The organism is Streptomyces sp. NPDC059851 (genome assembly GCF_042732005.1).
Classification (GTDB): domain Bacteria; phylum Actinomycetota; class Actinomycetes; order Streptomycetales; family Streptomycetaceae; genus Streptomyces.
The window spans coordinates 1-23,782 of the sequence record NZ_JBHWJJ010000131.1; the positions used below are offsets into that span (position 1 = coordinate 1).

19 protein-coding genes and 1 pseudogene are annotated in these 23,782 nt (G+C 74.6%); 9 read left to right on the forward strand and 11 right to left on the reverse strand.

Annotated elements, in window-relative coordinates; translation table 11 throughout:
• Window positions 1-209: 209 nt before the first annotated feature.
• From ACFV7Q_RS31365 to ACFV7Q_RS31380, 4 genes are all read right to left on the reverse strand, one after another.
• A complete protein-coding gene (locus tag ACFV7Q_RS31365; protein ID WP_385433595.1) occupies window positions 210-716 on the reverse strand; it encodes an ArsI/CadI family heavy metal resistance metalloenzyme in 507 nt (168 codons plus the stop codon).
• A 347-nt stretch (window positions 717-1,063) separates the two neighbouring features.
• Window positions 1,064-3,190 (reverse strand): elongation factor G, encoded by a 2,127-nt coding sequence (gene fusA, locus ACFV7Q_RS31370; RefSeq protein WP_385433597.1) that lies wholly within the window; start codon window positions 3,188-3,190, stop codon window positions 1,064-1,066.
• Window positions 3,191-3,955: 765 nt separating this feature from the next.
• Window positions 3,956-5,041 carry a TauD/TfdA dioxygenase family protein gene (locus ACFV7Q_RS31375; protein WP_385433599.1) on the reverse strand — a complete coding sequence of 362 codons (1,086 nt, stop codon included), beginning with the start codon at window positions 5,039-5,041 and terminating at the stop codon, window positions 3,956-3,958.
• Between the two features lie 699 nt (window positions 5,042-5,740).
• Entirely contained in the window at window positions 5,741-6,727 is a 987-nt protein-coding gene (locus ACFV7Q_RS31380; protein WP_385433601.1) for an aldo/keto reductase, read from the reverse strand.
• Window positions 6,728-6,832: 105 nt separating this feature from the next.
• Between ACFV7Q_RS31380 and ACFV7Q_RS31385 the strand changes: the two genes are divergently transcribed.
• Window positions 6,833-7,414 (forward strand): TetR family transcriptional regulator, encoded by a 582-nt coding sequence (locus ACFV7Q_RS31385; RefSeq protein WP_385433603.1) that lies wholly within the window; start codon window positions 6,833-6,835, stop codon window positions 7,412-7,414.
• Between the two features lie 72 nt (window positions 7,415-7,486).
• Here the strand turns inward: ACFV7Q_RS31385 and ACFV7Q_RS31390 are convergent, their stop codons facing one another.
• The 4 genes from ACFV7Q_RS31390 to ACFV7Q_RS31405 are packed head-to-tail and all read right to left on the reverse strand — an operon-like array spanning window position 7,487 to window position 10,793.
• Window positions 7,487-8,914 (reverse strand): protein kinase, encoded by a 1,428-nt coding sequence (locus ACFV7Q_RS31390; RefSeq protein ID WP_385433605.1) that lies wholly within the window; start codon window positions 8,912-8,914, stop codon window positions 7,487-7,489.
• Between the two features lie 9 nt (window positions 8,915-8,923).
• Window positions 8,924-9,763: a metallophosphoesterase gene (locus tag ACFV7Q_RS31395; protein WP_385433607.1), complete on the reverse strand. Its 840-nt coding sequence runs from the start codon at window positions 9,761-9,763 to the stop codon at window positions 8,924-8,926.
• Entirely contained in the window at window positions 9,760-10,050 is a 291-nt protein-coding gene (locus tag ACFV7Q_RS31400) for a hypothetical protein (RefSeq protein WP_385433612.1), read from the reverse strand. Before ACFV7Q_RS31400 ends, ACFV7Q_RS31395 begins: the two co-directional genes overlap by 4 nt.
• A complete protein-coding gene (locus tag ACFV7Q_RS31405; protein WP_385433614.1) occupies window positions 10,047-10,793 on the reverse strand; it encodes a nucleotidyltransferase family protein in 747 nt (248 codons plus the stop codon). The genes ACFV7Q_RS31400 and ACFV7Q_RS31405 overlap by 4 nt, the downstream gene beginning before the upstream one ends.
• 222 nt (window positions 10,794-11,015) lie before the next feature.
• Here ACFV7Q_RS31405 and ACFV7Q_RS31410 point away from each other — a divergent pair, with 222 nt between their 5' ends.
• The gene (locus tag ACFV7Q_RS31410) at window positions 11,016-12,359 is read left to right on the forward strand and encodes an MFS transporter (RefSeq protein ID WP_385433616.1); all 1,344 of its coding nucleotides are present in this window, start codon (window positions 11,016-11,018) and stop codon (window positions 12,357-12,359) included.
• Here ACFV7Q_RS31410 and polX read toward each other — a convergent pair.
• Window positions 12,304-14,028, reverse strand: a complete 1,725-nt coding sequence (gene polX, locus ACFV7Q_RS31415) for a DNA polymerase/3'-5' exonuclease PolX (RefSeq protein ID WP_385433618.1) — start codon at window positions 14,026-14,028, stop codon at window positions 12,304-12,306. The genes ACFV7Q_RS31410 and polX overlap by 56 nt on opposite strands.
• Before the next feature lie 205 nt (window positions 14,029-14,233).
• Between polX and ACFV7Q_RS31420 the strand changes: the two genes are divergently transcribed.
• From ACFV7Q_RS31420 to ACFV7Q_RS31430, 3 genes are all read left to right on the forward strand, one after another.
• Window positions 14,234-14,902, forward strand: a complete 669-nt coding sequence (locus tag ACFV7Q_RS31420; protein ID WP_385433621.1) for an alpha/beta fold hydrolase — start codon at window positions 14,234-14,236, stop codon at window positions 14,900-14,902.
• 48 nt (window positions 14,903-14,950) lie between these two features.
• Window positions 14,951-16,069, forward strand: a complete 1,119-nt coding sequence (locus ACFV7Q_RS31425) for a CapA family protein (RefSeq protein ID WP_385433623.1) — start codon at window positions 14,951-14,953, stop codon at window positions 16,067-16,069.
• A 152-nt stretch (window positions 16,070-16,221) separates the two neighbouring features.
• The gene (locus ACFV7Q_RS31430) at window positions 16,222-17,211 is read left to right on the forward strand and encodes a nucleoside hydrolase (protein WP_385433625.1); all 990 of its coding nucleotides are present in this window, start codon (window positions 16,222-16,224) and stop codon (window positions 17,209-17,211) included.
• A gap of 119 nt (window positions 17,212-17,330) precedes the next feature.
• Here ACFV7Q_RS31430 and ACFV7Q_RS31435 read toward each other — a convergent pair whose 3' ends face one another.
• Window positions 17,331-17,813: a Rieske (2Fe-2S) protein gene (locus tag ACFV7Q_RS31435; protein WP_385433627.1), complete on the reverse strand. Its 483-nt coding sequence runs from the start codon at window positions 17,811-17,813 to the stop codon at window positions 17,331-17,333.
• Between the two features lie 149 nt (window positions 17,814-17,962).
• Here ACFV7Q_RS31435 and ACFV7Q_RS31440 point away from each other — a divergent pair.
• The 4 genes and pseudogenes from ACFV7Q_RS31440 to ACFV7Q_RS31455 form a co-directional block, all read left to right on the forward strand.
• Window positions 17,963-18,487, forward strand: a pseudogene (locus tag ACFV7Q_RS31440) (DoxX family protein); the annotation flags it as partial.
• A gap of 277 nt (window positions 18,488-18,764) precedes the next feature.
• The gene (locus tag ACFV7Q_RS31445; RefSeq protein WP_385433629.1) at window positions 18,765-20,159 is read left to right on the forward strand and encodes an NADP-dependent succinic semialdehyde dehydrogenase; all 1,395 of its coding nucleotides are present in this window, start codon (window positions 18,765-18,767) and stop codon (window positions 20,157-20,159) included.
• A 106-nt stretch (window positions 20,160-20,265) separates the two neighbouring features.
• The gene (locus tag ACFV7Q_RS31450) at window positions 20,266-21,579 is read left to right on the forward strand and encodes an MFS transporter (protein WP_385433631.1); all 1,314 of its coding nucleotides are present in this window, start codon (window positions 20,266-20,268) and stop codon (window positions 21,577-21,579) included.
• The gene (locus ACFV7Q_RS31455; protein ID WP_385433633.1) at window positions 21,576-22,772 is read left to right on the forward strand and encodes an anhydro-N-acetylmuramic acid kinase; all 1,197 of its coding nucleotides are present in this window, start codon (window positions 21,576-21,578) and stop codon (window positions 22,770-22,772) included. The genes ACFV7Q_RS31450 and ACFV7Q_RS31455 overlap by 4 nt, the downstream gene beginning before the upstream one ends.
• 3 nt (window positions 22,773-22,775) lie before the next feature.
• Here ACFV7Q_RS31455 and ACFV7Q_RS31460 read toward each other — a convergent pair whose 3' ends face one another.
• On the reverse strand, window positions 22,776-23,510 hold the full coding sequence (locus tag ACFV7Q_RS31460; protein ID WP_385433635.1) for an SOS response-associated peptidase: 735 nt from the start codon (window positions 23,508-23,510) through the stop codon (window positions 22,776-22,778).
• Between the last annotated feature and the right edge of the window lie 272 nt (window positions 23,511-23,782).

Genomic DNA, 23,782 nt, shown 5'->3' on the forward strand with positions numbered 1-23,782 from the left:
GAGCCGGTCCCGGGGACGCGGACGGGTCCTGAGGTCCCGGGCCCGGGCCGGCGGGTGGACGGGCCCGGGTTCCGGGGGGACCCGGCGCTCCCCCGGCCCGGGTGAGCCCCGGCCCCGGGAACGTCGCACACCTACGTCACCCGTGGCGTAGGTGTGCAGCCCCCGGGCTCGGCGAGGAGAGGACGGCGCGGGGGCCGACGGGCGGCGGGTCAGCCGCCGCAGGCACAGCCGGCGGCGGCTTTGGCCTCGGCGGGTGTCCGGTCCGGGTCGACGGCCCGCTCGTCGGGGGTGCAGCAGGCGGTGGTGCCGCAGCAGGCGTCCGCGGCGGTGCCGGCCTTCTCCAGGGTGTCGGCGTCGGCCTTGACCACGTAGACCTCCCACGGCTCCTCACCGGGGCCGGTGACCCACACCTTGTCCTGGAGTGCGTAGCAGCAGGAGGTGTCGGTCTCCTCGAAGGTCGCCAGGCCCGCGTCCTTGAGGCGGGTGGTGGCGTCGGCGACGTCCTCGGTGGAGGAGACCTCGACGCCGAGGTGGTCCAGGCGGGTGTTCTCACCGGTCTCGCCCTCGATGAGGACGAGCTTGAGCGGGGGCTCGGCGATGGCGAAGTTGGCGTAGCCCTGGCGGCGCTTGGCGGGCTCGGCCCCGAACAGCTTGGAGTAGAAGGCGATCGAGGCTTCGAGGTCGGCGACCCGCAGGGCGAGCTGGACACGGGACATGGTGGTCTCCCATCCGAAAGAACGGCTTGTTTCGACATCTGTCAATACATCGACTCTCCCACCGGATTAGATGGCTGTCAACATAGAGACTTGTCGAAGTAAGTCTGGTGCTGCGACCACTCGCAGCTCGCCGCGCCGGAGGCTCGTGAACAGCCCGTCGACCTCTCGCTCATCCGCGACACGACATGCGGGCCCACCCGTTCCGAGGCCGGGCGCCTTCCCGGCCCGGGGAAGTCCCCTGGGCGGGAAGCCCCGCGGGTCGGGAGCGGGCCCGGCCTGCGGGGTCCCGGAACCGGGCCGTCCTCGCCGGCCCGGGCGGGCGAGGACGGCTCCCGCAGGTGCCGGGCTCAGCGGGCCAGGACCACCGCGGCCACCGTCTCCGGGACCGGGGCCAGACCGGCCGGGCGGGTCGTGAACGTGCCGCGGCCCTGGGTGCGGCCGCGCAACCGCGACGCGTACCCGAACAGCTCGGCCAGCGGCACCACGGCGGTGACCGCCGTCGTGCCGGACCGCCCGGCGGAGCCGGTGACCCGCCCGCGGCGGGCCGCGAGGTCGCCGAGCACGGCCCCGACCGCATCGTCGGGGACGGTGACCACGACCTCGGCGACCGGCTCCAGCAGGGCCATGGCACTCGCCCGTAGCGCGGCGCGCACAGCGGCCCGACCCGCCGTACGGAACGCCAGCTCCGAGGAGTCCTTGGAGTGCGTCGCCCCGTCGGTGAGCGTGACGCGCAGCCCGGTCACCGGGTGGCCGCCCAGCGGCCCGTCGGCGAGGGCGTCCCGGCAGCCCGCCTCCACGGCGCGTACGAACTCCTGCGGGACACGTCCCCCGACGACGGTCGAGCCGAACGCGAAGGCCGCCTCGTGCTGTTCGGCTCCCTCCGCCACGTCCAGCGGCTCGACGTCGATGACGACGTGGGCGAACTGCCCGGCCCCGCCGTCCTGCTTGACGTGCCGGTGGACCAGGCCGGACACACCGCGCACCACCGTCTCCCGGTACGAGACCTGCGGCCGGCCCACCGTGAGCTCCAGCCCGTGGTCCCGGCGGATCTTCTCCACCGCTACCTCCAGATGGAGTTCGCCCATGCCGGACAGAACGGTCTGCCCGGTCTCCGGGTCGCTGCGCACCACCAGCGAGGGGTCCTCCTCGACCAGCCGGACCAGCGCGGTCGCCAGCCGTCCGGTGTCGGCGCTGCGGCGCGCCTCGACCGCCACCGACACCACCGGGTCCGCGACGGTGGGCGGTTCCAGCAGTAGCGGCGCCTGCGGCGTGCACAGCGTGGTGCCGGCGCGGACCGTTTTCAGGCCGACCGCGGCGACGATCTCGCCGGCCCGTGCCTCGTCCAGCTCGAAGTGCCGGTCGGCCTGCACGCGCAGGATGCGGGCGACGCGTTCGGTCCGGCCGGTGCCGGTGTCGAGCACGGTGTCCCCCTTCCGCAGGGTTCCGGAGTAGACGCGGACGTACGTGAGGCGGCCGGTCGCGGTCACCGCCACCTTGAAGGCGAGCGCGGCCACCGGTGCGGCGGGGTCGGGCCGGCGTTCCTGCTCTCCGCCGTCCGGCCCGAGGCCCCGCACGGGCGGCAGGTCGGCGGGCGAGGGGAGGTAGGCCACGACGGCGTCCAGGAGCGGCTCGACGCCCCGGTTGCGGTAGGCAGAGCCGCACAGGACGACCGTGCCCGAACCCTGGAGGGTCACCTCGCGCAGGACGAGCGCCAGGGTCTCGTCGGACAACGTGCCGGTGGTGCAGAACTCCTCCAGCGCGACCGGATGCAGCTCGGCGGCAGTCTCCTCCAGCAGGCGGCGGCGCCGTTCCGCTTCCGCACGCAGGTCGGCGTCGCCCACCGCGCCCGGGTCGCGGACGTCCGCGGTCTCGTACGTGTCGCAGTCCGCGGGCCAGGTCAGGGCACGCATCCGCACCAGGTCGACGAGGCCGGTGAAGCCGTCCTCGCGGCCGATGGGCAGCTGGGCGACGAGCGGTACGGTGCCGAGCCGGTCGCGCAGCGAGGCGACGGCCGTGTCGAGGTCGGCGCCCGCCCGGTCCAGCTTGTTGACGAACGCGATCCGCGGGACGCCGTGCCGGTCCGCCTGCCGCCACACCGACTCGCTCTGCGGTTCCACGCCGGCGACGGCGTCGAACACGGCGACCGCGCCGTCCAGCACGCGCAGGGACCGCTCGACCTCGTCGGCGAAGTCGACGTGGCCCGGGGTGTCGATCAGATTGATCCGGTGGCCGTTCCAAGCACAGCTGACGGCGGCGGCGAAGATGGTGATGCCGCGGTCGCGCTCCTGGGCGTCGAAGTCGGTGACGGTGGTGCCCTCGTGGACCTCGCCGCGCTTGTGGACGGCACCGGCCGCGAACAGGATGCGCTCGGTGACGGTCGTCTTGCCGGCGTCGACGTGGGCGAGGATGCCGAGGTTGCGGACGGTGGTGGGGACGGGGGCGGAGGTGGTGGGGATCTGCCGGCTGGTGCGCATGGCCCGGGCCTTTCGGATGGTGAACGGGTGAGTGGGAAGGGCTGCGCGATTGCCGGACGCACGGAGGCAGCCACAGGCAGCAGGCCTCAGGCCTCAGCGGCGCCTCAGGCCCGGCCTCCCGCACACGGCGCCTCCCCCACTCCGTACCTCCTCCGGATCCGGTCGTCGGGCCGTCACCGCGCACGGCCGTGCGCGCCACGGCGAGGCCGCGGCGGCAGGGGCGCAGTACGCGCAGTACGGGAGCCGCCCGGAACGGAGGGGAGCGGAGGGGAGGGCTGGTACGCGGGAGCCCGGCAGGACACCGGAGCGCTCGGGAGACCCGGGAGACGCGCCACATCGCGCGCCTTCGGGAACCTCGGGCACGCGTGGGCTCGGGAACCTCGGGATCCGGCCGTCGAGGCGGATCCGGGGGGGCCGGTGGGCCGGGCGGACTCCGCCGGGTTCAGTGCACCCGGCGGATCCGCGCGTGCGTCACGGTCGAGCGGTGCGGTGCCGGCCGCGCAGCGGGCACCGCACGACCCGGGACACCGGGATCACGTCGTACCGGGAACGGGGAACGAAGGCGACGACGGTGTGCTGACCGCTCATGACCTGTTCCCCTTCTCTGCTCGCCGTCTGCCGGGCGGCCGTGTGCCGCACGGGGGCCGGACACCAACTCGGTGGTGTGCGCGCCGCATTGCCGGCAGTACCGCGTTGCGGTGGTGGCGCGCGTTGCGAGTGTAGAGAACGCTGCGGAAGCGGGGCACGTCATTTACGCGGGGGCGGTCACCAACGGCCGGGCCGCTTCCCCGCCACCGCCTCCGACGGCCTGCCGTCCACGCCGACCGGGACCTCGCCGGCCAGCATCACCCGGTGCATGATCCGCGGATGGTCCAGCTGCCCGGTGTCGCCGGGGGCGAGGTGGATGGTGGCCCGGTTGTCCCAGAGGGCCACGTCGCCCGGCTCCCACCGGAACCGTACGGTGTACTCGGGCCGGACGGCCTGTTCCAGGAGCATCTCCAGCAGGGGCGCGCTCTCGGCCCGGGACAGGCCCAGGATCTGCTCGACGTAGTAGCCGTTGACGAACAGCAGCCGCTCCCCCGACTCCGGGTGCACCCGTACCAGTGGGTGGTGCGAGGCGATTTGATGTTCCATCAGGTGACGTACGTACGCGTCCTCACCGGCCCGCATCCGGTAGCCGACCCCCAACCGGTGCTCGGCGCGCAGCCCGTCCAAGAACCCCCGCAGCGGCGCCGACAGCCCCGCGTAGGCGGCGGCCAGGTTGGACCACGTGGTGTCGCCGCCGTACGGGGGCACGGTCTCGGCCCGCAGGACGGTCGCGGCGGGCGGGTCGATCCGGGCGCCGTGGTCGCAGTGCCAGCCGCGGAGCAGCGTGTGGCGGCGCCGGTCCAGCCATTCGGTGCGGTCCATGCCGTACCTGCCGCCGAGCTCCAGTCGGTCGGCGGTGGTCTCGATCTCGGGGTGGTCGGACGGTGAGGCGCTACCACGCCTACCGAGCACCACCGGTGTTCCGAACCGGCGGGCCAGATCGACGTGGGCCTGGTGGTCGAGGTGCTGGCCGCGGAAGAAGACCACCTTCCAGCGCAGCAGGGCCGCGCGGACGTCCGCCACGGCGGCGTCGTCCAGCGGCTCCGTCAGGTCGACGCCGGTGATCTCCGCTCCGGTGTACCCGGTGACGGGCTTGACGACCACCGCGCTGCCGTGGTGGAGGCGGTCCCCACCGCTTCCTGCTCTGGCACCGGAGCCGACGCCGGTGCCGATACCGGTACCGGTGCCGGTGCCGGTGCCGACTCCGACGCCGACGCCGACGCCGACGCCGGGAACCGCGTCGGTGCTCCCGAGGCTGCCCATGTGTGCTCCCTCCGCCAATCCCGCGCTTGCATCCACCGGTTCAGCATGGCCGCCGGCGGGCCGCCCCGACAGGGCGCCTCGGCAGCGGCCGCGCCAGCGGCGGGCCCGTTCGGAGGCAGCGGCCCGGCCCGAGCCAGGCGGTCAGCCCTTGCGCCGCCTCCGTTCCTGCGTGGCCGCCCGGAGTTCTCCCGTCGCCTCACGGAACGCGGGGACGGCCCGCCGGAAGTAGTCGAAGAGTGCGGCCGGCCACCCCTCGCACCCCTCGGCCTCGGCAGGGACGTCGTCGTCAGGGGCCGCGGGGGACGACCACGGCAGCGGCACGTCGGGCCTGTGGGAGCTGGCCGAGGCGCAGGCGTACGCGCTCGTCCGCGACACCGACGGGGCCCGGCGGAGCGCCGCCTTCCACCAGTGGGGCGCGGCTCGTCACCGGCTCCACGCAAGGCGCCGGGCGGGCGTTCGCCCTCGCCCCGGCCTGCTGCGAGGCGTTGGTCGGCCTCGCACCCACCTTCCTCGCCGCCCGCCGCCCTCGTCCTGGCGCCGGAGGCGGTGGCGGCCGCGCCTTCCGTCCGGGAACTCCGCCGGCGCCTCCCCCGCACCGCGGTCCCCGGCCGCACCAACGCCGCCGCGACCAGGGCCCTCCCCGCACAGCCCCGACGGGCGTCCCCCGCCCTCCCGCGGACGGTCGGGGGCGCAGGGCGCTCACACGTCGATGGTGCCCATGAACTCCGGGGCGTACCGGTCACCGGAGGCGACTCCGCGCGGTGCGACGGCCTCGATCGCGGCGATGTCCTCGTCCGTGATCACGACGTCCGCCGCGGCGACGTTCTCCTCCAGGTAGCTGCGCCGCTTCGTGCCGGGGATCGGCACCGCGCCCTGCCGCAGCACCCACGCCAGGGCGAGCTGCGACGGCGTGACGGACTTGGCCTCGGCCAGGCGCCGCACGGCGTCGACGACGGCGAGGTTGCGGGCGAAGTTCTCCCCCTGGAAGCGCGGGTCGGTCCGGCGGAAGTCGTCCTCCGCGAAGTCGTCCGGGCTCTTGATCGCACCCGAGAGGAACCCGCGGCCCAGTGGGGAGTAGGCCACCAGGCCGATGCCCAGCTGGTCGAGGACGTCCCGCACCCCGTTGGTTTCGAGGCCCCGTTCGAAGAGGGAGTACTCGGTCTGGACGGCGGTCAGGGGGTGGACGGCGTGGGCGCGCCGGATCGTGGCCGCCGAGGCCTCGCTGACACCGAGGTAGCGGACCTTGCCGGCGGCGACCAGTTCCGCCATGGCGCCGATGCTTTCCTCGATGGGCACGTCCGGGTCGACGCGGTGCAGGTAGTACAGGTCGATGTGGTCCGTGCCCAGGTGGCGCAGCGAGCGGTCGGCGGCGCGGTGGATGTACTCGCGGCGCCCGTTGTGGCCGAAGCCGTTGCCGTCGTCGTCGAACTCGATGCCGGTCTTCGTCGCGATGACGACCCGGTCCCGGCTGTGGCCGGACAGGGCCTTCGCGATCAGCCGCTCGTTGCGGAAGGGGCCGTAGCTCTCGGCGGTGTCGAGCATGGTCACCCCGAGCTCCAGGGCCCTGTGGATGGTCGCCAGCGATTCGGCTTCGTCCGTGGCCCCGTAGAAGGCGCTCATGCCCATGCAGCCGAGGCCTTCCGCCCCGACCTGCAGGCCCTGGCTGCCGAGTGCGCGCGTTTCCATGGTGTTCTCCGTTTCCCGAGGGAGGTAACTAACCAGTTATCTACACCGTGCACGAGCTGGCTGCCGCTTGTCAATAACCGGATAGTTACTTGCTAGCCTGGCCGCATGGCACGTGATTCCAGCGCAACGAAGGCCCGCATCCTCGCGGCGGCCTTCGACGAGTTCGCCGAGTACGGTATCGCCGGGGCCCGGGTCGACCGGATCGCCGACACGGCCGGGGCGAACAAGCGGATGATCTACGTCTACTACGGCAACAAGGAGCAGCTGTTCGACCAGGTCATCCAGCAGGCCCTGGAACGGGGCGCGGAATCCGTTCCCTTCGACGCCGAGAACCTGCCCGGCTACGCCGGTGCGGTCTTCGACCACCTCACGGCCGACCCGCGGCTCATGCGGCTGCTGATGTGGAAGCGGCTGGAACGCCCGGAGGCCACCGCACTGGAGGCCGAGTCGTACGCGCGCAAGCTCGGCGCGCTCGGCGCGGCGCAGCAGGGGGGCCACGTCGACCCGGCCCACGATCCGGCCGACGTCCTCACCCTGGTCCTGGGTCTGGCCCAGGCCTGGTTCACCACGGCCGCCGGGTCCGCGGCGACCGGGGAGCGTCGGGCAGGCCACCGCGCGGCGGTGGTCGACGCCGTGGCCCGCCTGGTCGCGGCCCGGACCCCCGACCCCCAGGGCTCCGGCGCGTAGCCGGGGCGGCGCACGCCACCGCACCCGAGCGGGACGGCCTGCGAGGACGACGTCCGGGGTGTTCGGGACGGGTCAGCCCCGGGCTGGCTCCGTTTCCGGCGGGCGGCGTCCGGCCCGGTGGCCCGGGAACCGGCGCCACAGGGCCCAGGCGGCGGTGGCCACGACGAGCGCGTTCAGGAGCACCGGGGCCCAGCCCCAGTACAGGGCGGGCCAGATGGCGGTCGCCGCGACGGACGACGCCGCGAGGTTCGCCCCGGCGAACACCAGCCAGGCGGCGAGGGGCCTCCGCCGGGGTGCCAGGGCACCGTTCACGGCGGCCAGCGCCAGGCCCGTGGTGAGGAGGGGGCCCATCGGCCAGCGGGCGTGCCACCCGAGGAGCGCGAACCACAGGTAGGTGTTCACCCAGACCAGCGCGAGGCAGGTCCCGCCGCGGAGCAGCCGGGCCCCCGCCGGGTGCGGCCCCGGACCGTTCGTGGCGGCTCCGGCGGGCACGGCACTCTCGGCCCTCACGGCAGCACCGGCCCCCGCAGCGGCGTCACCGGGCGCCGCAGGCTCAGCCGCCCCGTCTGGGACGGCGTCGGGCTCCGGGCGGGCACTGCCGACCCGGCCCCGGGCCGGCGGCGCGTCCTCCACCGTCGTCGCCACCGGCCGCGCCCCGGCCGTCCGTACCGCGGTCCCCTCGCCCCGGGCCACCGCGTCGAGCGCCGCCAGCGCCTGTTCCGCCGTGCTCCGCCGGGCCGGGTCCTTCGTCAGCAGGCCCGCCAGTACGGGGGCCAACGCGCCGGCCCGCTGCGGCACCCGCGGCTCCTGTGTGATGATCGCGACGCACAGGGCGGAGAAGGTGTCGGCGGAGAACGGCGGGCGGCCCTCCACCGCGCTGTACAGGGTGGCGCCGAGGGACCACAGGTCCGTGGCGGGCGTCGGGGGCTCGCCCTCCAGCTGCTCGGGGGCCATGTAGGTGGGCGTCCCGATGATGGTGCCGGTGTGGGTGAGCGTCATCGTGGCGTCGGAGACGTGGGCGATGCCGAAGTCCGTGATGATGACGCGTTCGTCCATCAACAGGACGTTGTCCGGCTTGAGATCGCGGTGGACCGTGCCGACGGCGTGCGCCTGCCCGAGCGCCTTCAGCATCAGGACGCCGATTTCCGCGACCCGGCGCTCCGGTAGCCCGCCCTCCTCCGCCACGGCGGCGGACAGGGACGTGCCGGTGACGTACTCCATGACGATGGCGGGCGCCCCTTCGTGCTCGACCACGTCGTGGACCGTGATGATCCCGGGGTGGTTGAGCCGTGCGGCGGCCCGTGCCTCGCGCACCACGCGCCGGAGCAGGACGGCCCGTTGCTCCTCGCCGATGCCCTGCGGCAGCAGGACCTGCTTGACCGCGACCTCCCGCCCGAGCGTCTCGTCGTACCCCCGCCACACCCGGCCCATGCCGCCCTGGCCGACGAGGTCGAGGAGTCGGTACCGACCGCCGATCAATGCCCCGTTCGCCTCTGCCACGGGCCCACCCTAACGACCGGATGATCTCCGCGAAGGAGGTCCCCCTGAACCGCGGCCCCGCACCGGAACCGGCCGCCCTACCCCGACACCGTCCCCGCCCGCCCGCACCGGATCGAGGTGGTACACGGCGAAGGCCCGGCCGATGACCGGCATGGCCACGTTCCGGACCCGCACCCCGCCCGCCGTCATCCCGTGCTCCGTTCCGTGGTGGGCGTGCCCGTGCACCGCCAGGTCGGCGCCCGCCGAGTCGATCGCTTCGGCCAGCAGGTAGCTGCCGAGGAACGGGTAGATCTCCAGCGGCTCCCCGGCCAGCGTGTCCGGTACGGGGGCGAAGTGCGTGAGGGCGATCCGTACGGCGCACCCCTCGTCCGCGAGGCCGTCGAGAGCGGTCCGCAGCCCCTCGGCGGACTCCCGGGAGGCCCGGACGAGGGCCTTCATCTCGGGTTCGCCGAAGTCCCCGGCGCAGCGCCCGGCGAAGCCCCCGCAGAAACCCTTGGTGCCCGCGACACCGACCCTGCCGTCACCGTCGGCGCCGTCGTGGGCGCGGACGTCGATGTGTACGGAGGTGCCCTCCAGCACCGACACCCCGGCCTCGCGGAGTACGGCCGCGACCTCGTCCTGGCGGTCGCTCTGGTAGTCGTGGTTGCCGAGCACCGCGACCACGGGCACGGTCAGGCCCCGCACCTCCCCGGCCACGACCGCGGCCTCCTCGGGGGTTCCGTGCCGGGTGAGGTCTCCGGCGAGGAGCAGCAGGTCGGCGCAGCCGGCGAGCGTGTCGAAGGCGGGCCGCAGCAGGCCCTCGCTCCCCGGGGCCAGGTGGATGTCCCCGACTGCGGCCACGCGGGTCATGGCAGGTCCTCCTCCTGCTCCTGCGCCGGCGGCTGTGCGCTGACGAGGCGTACGTCGTGACGCCAGGCCAGCCCGTCCAGCTCCTCGGCGGCGATGCGCAGCACCGTGTCACGGCATGCGGGGGTGGTGACGGTGCCCGACAGGACGGGGACCCCGCCGTGCAGGTCGATCTGCACGCCCAGTTCGGCGACGTCGTCGTGGGCGAGCCGGTCGCGCAGGTGCTCGATGCGGTAGGTGACGGCGCCGGCCGCCGGGGCGGCCCCGGGGGCGGGACGGGGAGCGGTCATGACCGCGGCTCCTTCCCGGTCGCGCCGGGCCGGCCGTGTTCGCGCGGGCCGATGATGTCGAGCCGTTCCAGGAGGTACAGGAACGCGTCGGGGAGCGGGTCGGCCCGGTGGGCGCGGTCGAGCCGGTCCCAGTCGATCCGCTCGCGCAGGACGCGGGCGGTGGGCAGCAGGCCGCCGAAGTCGCAGTAGTGCTCGGTGAGGGCGGCGAGCAGGCTGTCCATGAGGTCGGTGGGGGCGAGGACCGGCATGTACACCGAGTCCACGGAGCGGACCTCGGCCCGGTCGAGCAGATCGCTACTGACGGGCCGGCGGGCCAGCTCGAAGATCAGGTCGATGTCCTCGCCCTCGGAGCGCGCTTTGACCAGCCAGTCCTCGGAGGATTCGCGGAGCCGGACGCCTCCCTCTTCCAGGGCGGCCATGACCTCCGGTGCGTCCTCGCGGCGCAGGCAGAAGTCGGTGTCGTGCTGGAAGCGGGCCGGGACGCCGTGGGCGAACGCGGCCACGCTGCCGGCGAGGGCGAAGGGCCTGCCCGTTGCCTTGAGCAGGGTGCCGACCCGTTTGGTCGTCTCCAGGATGGCCTGGGTGTGGTCCTGGGGCAGGTCGGCACCGGCACCGGGGCCCCTGTCGGCGCCCGGGCCCGGGTCCGTGTCGCTTCCCGTATCTCTCCCCCTGTCGGCGCCCGTGTCGGTGCCCGTGGTGGCACCGGCAGCGGCCTCCGGGTACGGCGTCGAAGCGTGGCTCATGGCTACGGCCTCCTGGTCGGCCGGTGGTCGCCAGCGCCTGCCCGGCCCGGGGCGGGTCAAACGGGGTCGGCCGGTCATCCCGTCCCCGGCTCGTCGACGGCGGCTCCCGGCACGGCGGCCAGGGCGGCCGGGTCGCGCTCCGGCTCCCGTCGCCCGACACACACTGTCTCGACATTCAATACGCTTCGTCTCACATCCCGGTAGGTTCATTAGAGTGCCGGTGTGAACACGCAGCGGATACCGCGCAGTTGGCTGATGCTCGCCCTGGGCACCGGCGGTCAGACCGCCAGTGCGACGGCGCTCTACGGCCTCGCGTTCCTGATCCCCGCGTTCCGGCAGGACCTCGGGGTGTCGCTGGCCGGGGCGGGGGTCCTCGTCTCGTGTCCGATCGCCGGGATCCTGCTCGGGCTGGTCGGCTGGGGGGTGGTCGCCGACCGGTACGGTGAGCGGCTGGCGCTGGGGGCCGGACTGCTCGCCGCCTCGGCGGCGCTGGCCTGCGCGGCCTTCGTGGACGGCACCCGGACGCTGGGTGTCCTGCTGGTCCTGACGGGGGCCTTCGGCTCCTCCGTCAACTCGGCCTCCGGGCGGCTGGTCATCGGCTGGTTCCCGCCGGACCGCCGCGGCGTCGCCATGGGGGTGCGGCAGGCTTCGCAGCCGTTGGGCACCGCCCTGGCGGCCGCCGCCCTGCCCCCGCTCGCCCAGCACGGCGGCCTCGCCGCGGCCTTCGGTCTCTGTGCCCTGCTGTGCGGGGCGGCCGGCGCGGCGACCGCCCTGTTCGCGGTCGATCCTGCCCGCCCCGAACGGCCCGCGGGTGCCCGGGCCACCGCCCCGTACCGGGACGGTGCCCACGTGTGGCGGCTGCACGGCGCCGCGGCCGTGCTGTGCGTGCCGCAGTTCGTGGTGACCGGCTTCGCACTGCTGTTCCTGACGGGGGCCCGCGGCTGGTCCGCGACGGCCGCCGGGGCCGTCCTGGCCTCCGTCAACCTGGCGGGTGCGGGGGTGCGCCTGGCGGCCGGCTGGTGGTCGGACGCCGTCGGCAGTCGGGTCCGGCCGATGCGGTGGCTGGCCGCGGTCACCGCCGCGGACCTGGTCCTGCTCACCGTGGGGGCCGTCCGGGACGCGCCGGTGGGCACCGCCGCCCTGCTCCTGGCCTCGGCGCTGACCGTCAGCACCAACGGGCTGCACAACACCGCGGTCGCCGAGTACGCCGGCCCCGACTGGGCGGGCCGCGCCCTGGGCGTGCACGGGATGGGGCAGCACCTCGCCATCGTCCTCGTCCCGCCGCTGGCCGGTGCGCTGATCGCCGGCCGGGGCTATCCGCCCGTGTTCGCGTTGGCGGCGGCCTGCGCGGTGCTGGCGGTGGTGCTGCTGCCCTCGGCCGACCGGGCCCCGCGTACGGCCTGGACCCCTTCGCCCGGCGCGGCACACCCGCGGGCCGGGCGCACCGGGACCGCCGGGGAAGCCGACACAGCCGGGCGCACCGGGACCGCCGGGGAAGCCGCGCCCTCCGTCAGTCGCGGTTCGCGCGCAGGAAGCGCTGCAGACGCGCCCACGGCCAGGCGTTGACGACGTCGTCCTTCGTCAGCCAGCCGCGCTGGGCAGTGCCGACCCCGTACCGCAGGTAGGGCAGGTGCACGGTGGCGTGCGCGTCCGAGTCCACGGCGAACTTCACCCCGTGGCTCCTCGCCCGCAGGACGTCCTCGTCGCAGAGGTCGAGCCGCTCCGGGTGGGAGTTGATCTCCAGTGCGGTCCCGGTGCGGGCGCAGGCTTCGAAGACCGCGTCGAAGTCGGCGTCCACGCCGGGCCGCTTGCCGATCCGGCGGGTGGTGGGGTGCCCGATGACGGCGACGTACGGGTTCTCGCAGGCGCGGATCAGGCGCCGGGTCATGTCCTGCCGGCTCTGCCCGAAGTGGGAGTGGACGGAGGCCACGCAGAGGTCGAAGCCGGCGAGGAACTCGTCGGGCCAGTCCAGGCTGCCGTCCGGGCCGATGTTGAGCTCCGTGCCGTGCAGCAGCCGCATCCGGCGCACCGTGCGGTCCAGGGCGCGGACCCGGGCGCGCTGCGCGAGGATCTTCTCCTTCGTCATCCGCTGCATGGCGAGGTCCGGTGCGTGGTCGGTGACGGCGTAGTACGCGTATCCGCGCGCGGCACCCGCGGTGACCATGTCCTCCAGGGAGGCGAGCCCGTCGGTGAGGTCGGTGTGGGTGTGCAGGTCACCCTTGATGTCGGCCTCGGTCACCAGCTCGGGCAGGTCCCCCGCGAGGCCCGCCGCGATCTCCCCGCGGTCCTCGCGGAGCGTCGGCGGGATCCAGGGCAGGCCGAGCCGGGCGTAGATCTCCTCCTCGGTCTCGGAGGCGAGGTTCTCGCCGCTCTCGGCGTCGAACAGCCCGTACTCGGAGAGTTTGAGCCCGTGGCGCACGGCGAGCTCGCGGGTGCGGATGTTGTGCGCCTTGGAGCCGGTGAAGTACTGGAGTCCCGCGCCCCAGGAGGCCGGCGGCAGGACGCGCAGGTCGACCTGGAGGCCGGCGGCCGTCCGGACGGAGGTCTTCTTCGCCCCGTGCGCGATGACCTCGGCCGTGACGGGGAGGCCGACGAGGGCGGTCATGAACGGCTCGGACCGGTCCGCCGCGACGAGGACGTCGAGGTCGCCGACCGTCTCCCGCATCCGGCGCAGCGAGCCGGCATAGGTGCACCGTGCGCAGCCCGGGATCCGGCTCAGCTCCGCGACGATCTCCTCGGCGATCTCCGTGGCCGCGTCCAGGAGGATGCGGTGGCCGGCCTGCCGGAGCAGGGAGATGCCGTGGAGGATGCTCTGCTCGGTCCGTTCGCCGAAGCCCTTCAGGTCGCGCAGCCGCTCCTCGTGCAGGGCGGCCTCCAGCTCCGCGACGGACGAGATCCCGAGCTCCTCGTGGAGCACCAGGGCCTTGCGGGGGCCGAGCCCGGGGATGCGGGTCAGTTCACGCACGCCCTGCGGGATGGCGGCCCGGGAGGCGTCGACCTCGGGGATGTGCCCGGTGTGCAGGTAGGCCTCGACCTTCTCGGCGATGGACCTGCCGACGTTCGGGATCTCCATCAGTGCCTTGGTGTCGAGTCCGGAGATGTCGGCGGGGTGTCCGCCGATGGCTCGGGCGGCCTTCTCGTAGGCGCGCGCCTTGAAGGCGTCCGCCCCGCTGATCGCGATCAGGTCGGCGTACTCGCGGAGCAGTGCCTCGACCTCTTCGTTGGCCCGGCCCATACCTCCAGGGTGCCCCTGCGCCACCGCGGCAGCACGGCGTCGGCGAGCGGCGGTCATGGCCGGATACGTGCAGATCATGGCGGTCCGGTCACTCGTTCGACCGAGTCCCGCCAGGCAGTCTTGATCATGTGCCGGGGCGCCCCTCGGGCGCGGTCACGGCCGGCCCTCCCTTCCCTCCTCCCCCCTTCTTCCGCAGGAGTCCGCGATGACGACGTACGTGCTCGTCCCCGGTGCCTGGCACGGCGCCTGGACCTTCGAACCCCTCGCCCGCGAACTGCGCCGCGCCGGGCACGACGCCCACCCGCTGTCGCTGACCGGCCTCGGCAGCCGGAAGCACCTGCTGACGGCCTCGGTGAACCTGGACACCCACATCGAGGACGTGGTGAACCTCCTCGCCGACGAGGAGGTGACCGACGCCGTCCTGGTCGGCCACAGCTACGGGGGCATGGTCATCACCGGCGCCGCGGACCGGGTTCCGGACCGCGTGCGGGGCTTGGTGTACGTGGACGCGATGGTGCCCGAGGACGGTCAGTCCACCTGGTCCCTGGTCACGGACAACGAGCGCGCCTGGTACCTGAACGGCACCGCCGAGAACGGCTTCACGAGCGCCCCGCTGCCCTTCTTCGACCCGCGCACCACCCCGCACCCGCTGGCCTCGCTGCTCCAGGCGATCAGGTTGGAGGGCGGCCCGGGCCGCTCCACCGCGAAGTCGTACGTCTATGCGACGCAGTGGCCCACCCCGTCGCCGTTCACGGCCCTGTACGAGCGGCTGAGCGGTCTCCCGGACTGGCGGACGTACGCCGTGGACAGCGGGCACAACGTGATGCGCGACGCGCCGGAGGACCTGCTGAAGGTGCTCCTGGAGCACGGCTGAGCCGTCCGGGACCTGCGGTGCCGCCGACGGGCGTCCTAGCCTGGGGGTGTGGCTGCCGACGCGGTCTCGGTGTTCCTGTGCGGCGACGTCATGCTCGGTCGCGGCGTCGACCAGGTCCTGCCCTGTCCCGGTGATCCGGAGCTGCGGGAGGGCTGGGTACGGGACGCCCGCGACTACGTCTCGCTGGCGGAGGCGGTGAACGGTCCGCTGCCTCCCCTTCCGGTCGGCTTCGACTGGCCGTGGGGGGAGTCCCTCGGGGTGCTCCGGGCGGCCGCGCCGGCCGCCCGTGTGATCAACCTGGAGACCTCCGTCACCCGGAGCGACGACTTCGCCCCCGGCAAGGCCGTCCACTACCGGATGCACCCGGGCAACGTGCCCTGCCTGGCGGCCGCCCGCCCCGACGTGTGCGTCCTGGCCAACAACCACGTCCTGGACTTCGGCCGCCGCGGGCTGCAGGAGACGCTCCGTACGCTGTCCCGCGCCGGGCTGCGGACGGCCGGGGCGGGCCGTGACGCCGACGAGGCGGCCGCGCCGGCCGCGGTCCCGCTGGAAGGCGGCCGCCGCCTGCTCGTGTTCTCGTTCGGGATGCCCTCCAGCGGCATCCCGGCCGACTGGGCCGCGACCCGGAGCCGGTCCGGGGTCGCGTACGTCGCCGAACCCGGCCCGGCGGCGGCCCGTGAACTCACCGAACGGATACGTCAGGAGAAGCGGCCCGGGGACCTCGCCGTGGCCTCGGTCCACTGGGGGTCCAACTGGGGCTACACCGTCCCCCGCGACCGTACCGCCTTCGCCCGCGCGCTCGTCGACGACGGCGCGGACCTCGTGCACGGCCACTCCTCGCACCACCCCCGCCCGCTGGAGCTGTACCGGGGCCGGCTGATCCTGCACGGCTGCGGCGACTTCATCGACGACTACGAGGGCATCAGCGGCTACGAGCAGTACCGCGACGACCTGCGCCTGCTCTACCTGGCCTCCCTGGAGCCGGACACCGGCCGGCTCACCAGCCTCGGGATCACGGCCTTCCAGGCCCGCCTGCTGCGCCTGTGGCCCGCCCCGCCGCAGGACTCCCGGTGGCTGCGGCAGCTCCTGGACCGGATCGGCCAGGGCTTGCGCATCCGCGAGGACGACACCGGACCGCCGCACACCTGGACCCTCGTCCCTTCCTGAGGCGGCCCGCCGACCGCCGTCCGAAATGCCCGCCGGACCGGACGGTTTGACGTGCCGGCAGGCCCCCGGCGCCACCGGGGCCTGCTGGCCCCGTCCGCACCGCGGGGGCACACTGATCACGCCGGGATCAGCGATCCGAGCGAGGAGACTCGATGCCCGAACCGTCCGCGCCTGCCGCGTCTGCCGCGCCTGCCGCACGCCCCGTACCGATCGTCATCGACTGCGACCCCGGGCACGACGACGCCCTCGCGATCATGCTGGCAGCTGGCGACCCGGCCGTGGACCTGCTCGCCGTCACCACCGTGGCGGGCAACCAGACGCTCGCCAAGACCACCCTGAACGCGCGGCGGGTCTGCACGGTCGCCGGCATCACCGGGGTGCCCATCGCGGCGGGCTGCGACCGCCCGCTCGTCCAGCCGCTGGCGGTGGCCGACGACGTGCACGGCGCGTCCGGCATGGACGGTCCCGAGTTCCCGGAGCCGGCCGTGGACGTGGTGCCGGAGCACGCCGTGGACCTGATCCACCGGATCCTCGCCGGCCATCCGGAGCCGGTGACCCTGGTCCCCACCGCCCCACTGACCAACATCGCGCTGCTGCTGACCCGTTACCCGCAGGACGCCGCCCGGATCCGCGAGATCGTCCTCATGGGCGGCTCCACGGAGCGCGGCAACCGTACCCCGGCCGCCGAGTTCAACGTCCAGGCCGACCCCGAGGCCGCCGACATCGTCTTCCGCAGCGGCGTCCCGCTCACCATGTGCGGCCTCAACGTCACCCACCAGGCGCTCGCCACACCCGAGGTGGTTGCCCGGTTCGAGGCGCTGGGCACCGAGCTCGGCAGGACCTGTGCGGGACTGCTGACCTTCTTCGCCTCCACCTATCGCGAGCTGTACGGGTTCCCGGACCCGCCGCTGCACGATCCCGTGGCCGTGGCCCGGGTGATCGACCCGGGGATCGTGCCCTGCACGGACGCCAACGTCGTGGTGGAACTGGCCGGCCGGTACACGCGGGGCGCGACCGTCGTCGACCTGCACGGCCGCACGGGCCGGCCGGCCAACGCGCACGTGGCGACGGCACTGGAGGCGGACCGGTACTGGGACCGGGTGGTCGCCGCGGTCGCCGCCCTCGGCACCCCCGCCCCCTGACGGGCGCAGCGGGGGCCGGGGCGGAGAGGGGCGGCAGGGGTGGCGGAGGTACGGTCCCGGCCGCCGCCACCCCCGCGGCCGGCGCACCCGGTCGCGGCCGCAGGACCCGCCTGAGTCCGTCAGGCGAGGGTGATGCTGTCGCCGGCCACGGTGATGCGGGCGGGCGCCAGCGGTCGGCTCGCGGGGCCGCCCGCCACGGTGCCGTCGGACACCTTGAACAGGCTCTGGTGGCAGGGGCAGACGATGTTCCCGTCCTTCACCGAGGCGACCGAGCAGCCCGCGTGCGTGCAGGTCGCCGAGAAGGCCTTGAACTGGCCCGCGGTCGGCTGGGTGACCACGACCTTCTGGTCCTTGAACACCTTGCCGCCACCGACCGGTATGTCCGCGGTGCGCGCCAGGGCCTTCCCGCCGCCCGCGGGGGCCGGAGCTGCGGCCGAGCCGGCCGGCTGCGGGGCGCCCGCTTCGGAGCCGGCCGGGGCCGGGGCGTCCTGCGCGCCGGAGGCGTCGGAGCCGCCGTCGGCGCCGCAGCCGCTCAGTGCCGCGCCCGCCAGGGAGGCGGCGCCCGCCGCGAGGACCGTGCGCCGGCCAGTGGAGTTGCCCATACCGTGTCTCCTTCTCGTCCCGGAAGCGGACCGGGGCATCGTACGTCTCCCGGCCTCAACAGGAACACGCCAATCCGCCGCGGCCGGTTCAACACTTCCGCACATCGGATGTGATCGAACCGCGGCGGGCCCCGCACCGTGTGCAGCGTATGAACACCTCGACGAACGCTTCGGCGAACACTTCGGCGAACACCTCGGCGCCCACGTTCACTTCCGTCGTGCGCGGGCACGCGGCCCGCCACGCCCTCCTGCCGCTGCGGCTCTTCCTCGGCCTGACCTTCGTCTACGCCGGCCTGGACAAGCTGACGGACCCGGCCTTCCTGTCGGCCGCCGGCGACGGCTCGATCGGGCAGCAGATGCGGTCCGTACGGGACGCCTCGGCCCTGCCCGGCCTGGTCGACCTGGCGCTGGGCGACCCGGTCGCCTTCGGCTTCGCCATGGCCATCGGCGAGTTGGCCGTGGGCCTGGCGGTGTTCGCCGGCCTGCTGACCCGGGTCGCGGCGCTCGGCGGGGGTCTGGTCTCGCTGAGCCTGTGGCTGACCGTCAGCTGGGCGGCGACCCCGTACTACTACGGCAACGACCTGGCCTACTTGATGGCGTGGACCCCGCTGGTGCTCGCCGGCGCTCCCGCCCTGTCCCTGGACGCGGTGCTGCTGCGGCGCCGCCGGCAGCGGCTCGCCCCGGCTGCCGGGCCGGAACTGCAGGGCCCGCTCCGCATCACGCGCCTGCAGGAAGAACCCGCAGTGCGGGGCGTGTCCACCGCGGCGCGGGGCGTGTCCGCCAGGGTGTGACACGGGGCTCCGCCGGCCGCGCGCTCGCCCGTACGCGGCCCCGCTCCCGCACCGTACGCGCGCCGCGTTGCGCGGGTCTGCCCCAGGGGGCAGGGTCGAGGAGGCGGTCGCCGGCCGACGAGGAGGCCGGGGCCGAGGGCGACACGGACGAGGAGCCAGGATGCCGATTGCCACGGTGAACCCCGCGACGGGCGAGACGGTCCGCACCTTCGACACGCTGGGGCCCGACGGCATCGAGCGGTGTCTCGCCGATGCCGCGCGCGCCTTCGACTCGTACCGCAAGACGAGCTTCGCCGAGCGGGCGGCGCTGCTGCTGCGCGCCGCCGACCTGCTGGAGGGGGACAACGAGGACATCGCGCGGACCATGACCACGGAGATGGGCAAGCCGCTGGCGGCGGCCCGCGCCGAGGCCGCGAAGTGCGTGAAGGCCATGCGCTGGTACGCCGAGCGCGCAGAGGGCCTGCTCGCCGACGAGGTGCCCGCGGAGGCCGACGTCCGCGACAGCGGGGCCTCGGCCGTACGCGCCCACTACCGGCCGCTCGGAGTGGTCCTCGCCGTCATGCCGTGGAACTTCCCCCTGTGGCAGGTCGTACGGTTCGCCGCCCCCGCCCTGATGGCGGGCAACGTCGGCCTGCTCAAGCACGCCTCGAACGTCCCCCAGACGGCCATCTACCTCGGCGACCTCTTCGAGCGGGCCGGCTACCCGCACGCCTGCTTCCAGACCCTGCTGATCGGATCCGACGCCGTCGAGGGAGTGCTGCGCGACCCCCGGGTCGCGGCGGCCACGCTGACCGGCAGCGAGCCGGCCGGGCGGGCGGTCGCTTCGGCGGCGGGCGACGAGGTCAAGAAGACGGTCCTGGAGCTGGGCGGCAGCGACCCGTACGTGGTGATGCCGTCCGCCGACGTCGCGCGGGCCGTCCGGACGGCGATCACCGCGCGGGTGCAGAACAACGGGCAGTCGTGCATCGCCGCCAAGCGGTTCATCGTCCACGCCGACGTGTACGACGAGTTCGCCGAGCGCTTCACCGCCGGCATGGCGGCCCTGAACGTCGGCGACCCGATGCTGGAGACCACCGACGTCGGCCCGCTCGCCACCGAGAAGGGCCGCGCCGACCTGGAGGAGCTCGTCGACGACGCGGTGCGCGGCGGGGCGGAGGTCCTGTGCGGCGGGCGCCGGCCACCGGCACTGGAGAAGGGCTGGTACTACGAGCCGACCGTGCTCGCCGGGATCACCCCGGACATGCGCATCGACCTGGAGGAGACCTTCGGGCCCGTGGCGACGCTCTACCGGGTGGCGGACCTCGACGAGGCGGTGGCGCGGGCCAACCACACGCCGTTCGGGCTCAGCTCGAACGTGTGGACGCGCAACGACGAGGACGTCGCCCGGTTCGTCCGGGACCTCCAGGCGGGCGGCATCTACGTCAACGGCATGACCGCCTCGCACCCCGCCCTCCCGTTCGGCGGCGTCAAGCGGTCGGGTTACGGCCGGGAGCTGTCCGGGCACGGGATCCGCGAGTTCTGCAACGTCACCACGGTCTGGCAGGCGGCCGGCTGACCGGCCCCACCGCTGCGGTCTCCCCTCACCCGCCCGTCTGCCGCCGAACTGCTGAACCGCGGCCTCCGCAGGCGTCGGGCGGGCGCCGAGGGGGCACGCAGCACGGGTGAGCCCTCTCGAACTGCGTCCGCCGGACGCCGGCGCCCGTACCGCCCGCTCCCGGCGGGCGCTGCTCGCCGGCAGCGTCGGCAACCTCGTCGAGTGGTACGAGTTCGGCGTCTACGGCTGCCTGGTCACCGTCATCGCGGAGAACTTCTTCGGCGCCGGCGGTCCGGCGGGCGGGGCCGGTGCGCTCGTCGCGACGTACGCCTCCTTCGCGCTCGCGTTCTTCTTCCGGCCCGTCGGCGCGCTGGTGTTCGGGCGGCTCGGCGACCGGGCGGGCCGGCGCCCCGCCCTCGTCGCCTCCGTCACCGTCATGACCCTCGCCACCACGGCCATCGGACTGCTGCCGACCCGGGACGCGATCGGCGCGGCCGCCCCCGTCCTGCTGACGGTCCTGCGGGTGCTGCAAGGGCTGTCGGCGGGCGGCGAGTTCGGCGGTGCGGTCTCCCTGATGACCGAGCACGCGCCCCCGGGCCGTCGCGGCCTGCACGGCGCGTTCCAGTCCTTCACCGTCGCGCTCGGCCTGCTCGCCGGGGCCGGCACGGCCGCCGCCCTGGCCACCGTCCTGCCCGCCGAGGCCCTGTACGGGTGGGGGTGGCGGATCCCGTTCCTGCTGGCCCTGCCGCTCGGGGCGGTGGCGCTGTGGCTGCGCACCGGGGTGGAGGAGCCGCCGCCGTCCCCCGCCCCGGCCGCCTCCACCGGGCCGGCAGGGGCGCCGGACCGGGCCGCAGTGGTGCACGCCGTCGTGCTCGGCATCGGCCGGGTCATGGGCTGGTCGGCGGCCGGTTACACCTTCCTCGTGGTCCTTCCGACCCACCTCCAGTCCGTCCTCGGCACCTCCGTACGGGACGCCCTCCTCGCCACCGCCCTCGCCAACCTCGGCTTCGCCGCGGCCATCCTGCCCGCCGGGGCCCTCAGCGACCGGATCGGCCGCCGCCCGGTCATGGTCTGCGGGGCCCTGTCGGTGGTGCTGTTGTCCTTCCCGCTGCTGAGCCTGCTCCAGTCACCCGCGGCAGGGCCCGGGGCCAAGGCCGGGGCGGTGCTGCTCGCCGGGGCGCTGGTCGGGTCGTTGGCCGGGCCGGGGCCGGCCATGCTCGCCGAGATGTTCCCCCGCCGGATCCGCTGCACGGGCCTGGGCGTGGCCTACGCCCTGGCCAACGCCTTGTTCTCCGGGTGTGCGGGCCTCGTCATCACCGCGCTGACCGTGAGGACCGGGAGTCCGGACGTGCCCGCCTACTACGCCGCCGGGGCGTGCGCGGTGAGCGCCGCCGCACTGCTGACACCGGGCGGCTCGGACCACCGGGAGGCCCTGCGATGAGGGTGATCGGGCTGATGTCGGGGACCTCGTACGACGCCATCGACGCAGCGGCCGCCGATCTGGAGCTGTCCGGCGGCGGGGACGGCGACGGCACGCTGCACCTGACGCCGCTGGGCATGGTCAGCGACCCGTATCCGGACGAGGTACGCGGCGCCCTCGCCGCCGCCCTGCCACCCGCCCCCACCACACTGGCCGACGTCTGCCGCCTGGACACGCGCATCGGGCAGGCCTTCGCCGCCGCGGCGGCCCGGGCCGACCGCGAACTGTGCGGGGGGCGCGCCGATCTGGTCGCCTCGCACGGGCAGACGGTGTTCCACTGGGCCGAGGCCGGCCGGGTGCACGGCACCCTCCAGCTGGGTGAGCCCGCCTGGATCGCCGAGGGCAGCGGCTGCCCCGTGGTCTCCGGGTTCCGGCCGCGGGACGTGGCGGCGGGCGGGCAGGGCGCGCCGCTGGTGAGCCTGGTCGACCTCATGCTGCTGCGCGGGCGGCCCGGGGTGCCCGCCGCACTGAACATCGGCGGCATCGCCAACCTCACGGCCCTGCCGGCCGGCGGCGAGCCGGTGGCGTTCGACACCGGGCCGGGCAACGCGCTCGTCGACGCGGCGGTCCGGGACCTGACCGGCGGGCGGCTGGCGTACGACGAGGACGGCGTGCTCGCCGCCGCGGGGAGGGTCCACGAGCCGCTGCTGGACCGGCTGCTCGCGGACCCGTACTACCGGCTGCCGCCGCCGCGGACCACCGGGAAGGAGCTCTTCCACGGGGGCTACCTGAAGGCCGTCCTGGCCGGGTGCGCGGGACCGGCGCCCTCGCCGCAGGACCTCGTGGCGACCCTGACGCGGCTGACCGCACGTACGGTGGCGGGGGCGCTGCGCCCGCTGCGGGCCACCGAGGTCTTCGTGTCGGGCGGAGGGGTCCGCAACCCGGTGCTGATGGGGATGCTCCGCGAGGAGCTGGCCGGGAGCGCGGCCGTGCGCGGCTCGGAGGAGCTGGGTCTGCCCGCGGCGGCGAAGGAGGCGTACGCGTTCGCCGTCCTCGGCTACCTCACGCTGCACGGGCTGCCGGGCAACGCCCCCGGGTGCACCGGGGCCGGCGGCCCGCGGGTGCTGGGTTCCCTGACGCCGGGCCGGCGTCCGCTCCGGCTGCCCGCGCCGCCGCTCCGGGCCCCGCACGCCCTGGTGGTGCGGGGGGCCTGAGGTTCAGGGTGCGGGGGCCGGTTCCAGGAGGTGGGGGCCGTTGTTGCGGACGCTGTTGACGGCGGTGGAGACCGGGCGGGCCTCCAGCCGGCCGTTCGCCGGGGTGTGGAGCAGGGCGCGCAGCGCGTCGACGTCCTGGTGGGCGGGGTCGAGCCAGGCCCCGTAGTCGACGGGGTCCAGGGCGAGCGGCATGCGGGGGTGGATCCGGCCGGCCGCGTCGACGGCCTCGGTGGTGATGATCGTGGCGGTGGCGAGCCAAGCGTCCGGGTCGTCCTCATCGGTGACGGCGGGGTCGCGCCAGAACTCGTACAGTCCGGCCATGGCCATCACGGAGGCGTTTTCGGGGGCGATGAAGTACGGCTGCTTGTACGCCTTCGCCGCGGCGGTGGCGGGCACGGGCTCCCACTCGTAGAAGCCGTCGGCCGGCAGGAGGCAGCGGCGGTGGGTGAAGGCGCGGCGGTACGCCGGCTTCTCGTGCACCGTCTCCATCCGCGCGTTGATCATCCGCGCGCCGCCGGAGGCGTCCTTCGCCCAGGAGGGGACCAGGCCCCAGCGCAGGGTGCGCAGCCGGCGCTCGGTGGTGCCGGTGTCGCGGTCGGGGCGTTCCAGGACGGCCCACACCGGGTCGGTGGGGGCGACGTTCCAGCTCGGTGCGAGCGTCTCCCGGGGGTCCCAGGCGGCCCGGAACAGGCCGGCGAGGTCCTCGGGGGCACGGGATGAGGCATAGCGTCCGCACATGGCACCCACTGTGCCACCTCGGCTGCCGCCCCCGGCGCACGTACGCCCGCGTCCGGCGCCGCGGGCGCGGGGAACAAGGAGGGGTACGTGCCCGCAGCCGCCGGGGCGACCGCCCGGGCCGCTCACCGCAGGCGGCCGCCGCCTCCAGCGTATGCCGAGGTCCGCCGCCGCGGACAGCCGAGCCGCCGATATCCCGGGCGGGGATCTTCTCCCCCACCCCGCCCCTTCCCGAAACCGGGGGCTCCGCCCCCAGACCCCAGCGCCTCAAACGC

Excerpts from the sequence above, each read along its gene's own strand:
- ACFV7Q_RS31365 (WP_385433595.1), bottom strand. The coding sequence starts at position 716 with ATGTCCCGTGTCCAGCTCGCCCTGCGGGTCGCCGACCTCGAAGCCTCG.
- fusA (WP_385433597.1), bottom strand. The coding sequence starts at position 3,190 with ATGCGCACCAGCCGGCAGATCCCCACCACCTCCGCCCCCGTCCCCACC.
- ACFV7Q_RS31375 (WP_385433599.1), bottom strand. The coding sequence starts at position 5,041 with ATGGGCAGCCTCGGGAGCACCGACGCGGTTCCCGGCGTCGGCGTCGGC.
- ACFV7Q_RS31380 (WP_385433601.1), bottom strand. The coding sequence starts at position 6,727 with ATGGAAACGCGCGCACTCGGCAGCCAGGGCCTGCAGGTCGGGGCGGAA.
- ACFV7Q_RS31385 (WP_385433603.1), top strand. The coding sequence starts at position 6,833 with ATGGCACGTGATTCCAGCGCAACGAAGGCCCGCATCCTCGCGGCGGCC.
- ACFV7Q_RS31395 (WP_385433607.1), bottom strand. The coding sequence starts at position 9,763 with ATGACCCGCGTGGCCGCAGTCGGGGACATCCACCTGGCCCCGGGGAGC.
- ACFV7Q_RS31400 (WP_385433612.1), bottom strand. The coding sequence starts at position 10,050 with ATGACCGCTCCCCGTCCCGCCCCCGGGGCCGCCCCGGCGGCCGGCGCC.
- ACFV7Q_RS31405 (WP_385433614.1), bottom strand. The coding sequence starts at position 10,793 with ATGAGCCACGCTTCGACGCCGTACCCGGAGGCCGCTGCCGGTGCCACC.
- polX (WP_385433618.1), bottom strand. The coding sequence starts at position 14,028 with ATGGGCCGGGCCAACGAAGAGGTCGAGGCACTGCTCCGCGAGTACGCC.
- ACFV7Q_RS31420 (WP_385433621.1), top strand. The coding sequence starts at position 14,234 with ATGACGACGTACGTGCTCGTCCCCGGTGCCTGGCACGGCGCCTGGACC.
- ACFV7Q_RS31430 (WP_385433625.1), top strand. The coding sequence starts at position 16,222 with ATGCCCGAACCGTCCGCGCCTGCCGCGTCTGCCGCGCCTGCCGCACGC.
- ACFV7Q_RS31435 (WP_385433627.1), bottom strand. The coding sequence starts at position 17,813 with ATGGGCAACTCCACTGGCCGGCGCACGGTCCTCGCGGCGGGCGCCGCC.
- ACFV7Q_RS31445 (WP_385433629.1), top strand. The coding sequence starts at position 18,765 with ATGCCGATTGCCACGGTGAACCCCGCGACGGGCGAGACGGTCCGCACC.
- ACFV7Q_RS31455 (WP_385433633.1), top strand. The coding sequence starts at position 21,576 with ATGAGGGTGATCGGGCTGATGTCGGGGACCTCGTACGACGCCATCGAC.
- ACFV7Q_RS31460 (WP_385433635.1), bottom strand. The coding sequence starts at position 23,510 with ATGTGCGGACGCTATGCCTCATCCCGTGCCCCCGAGGACCTCGCCGGC.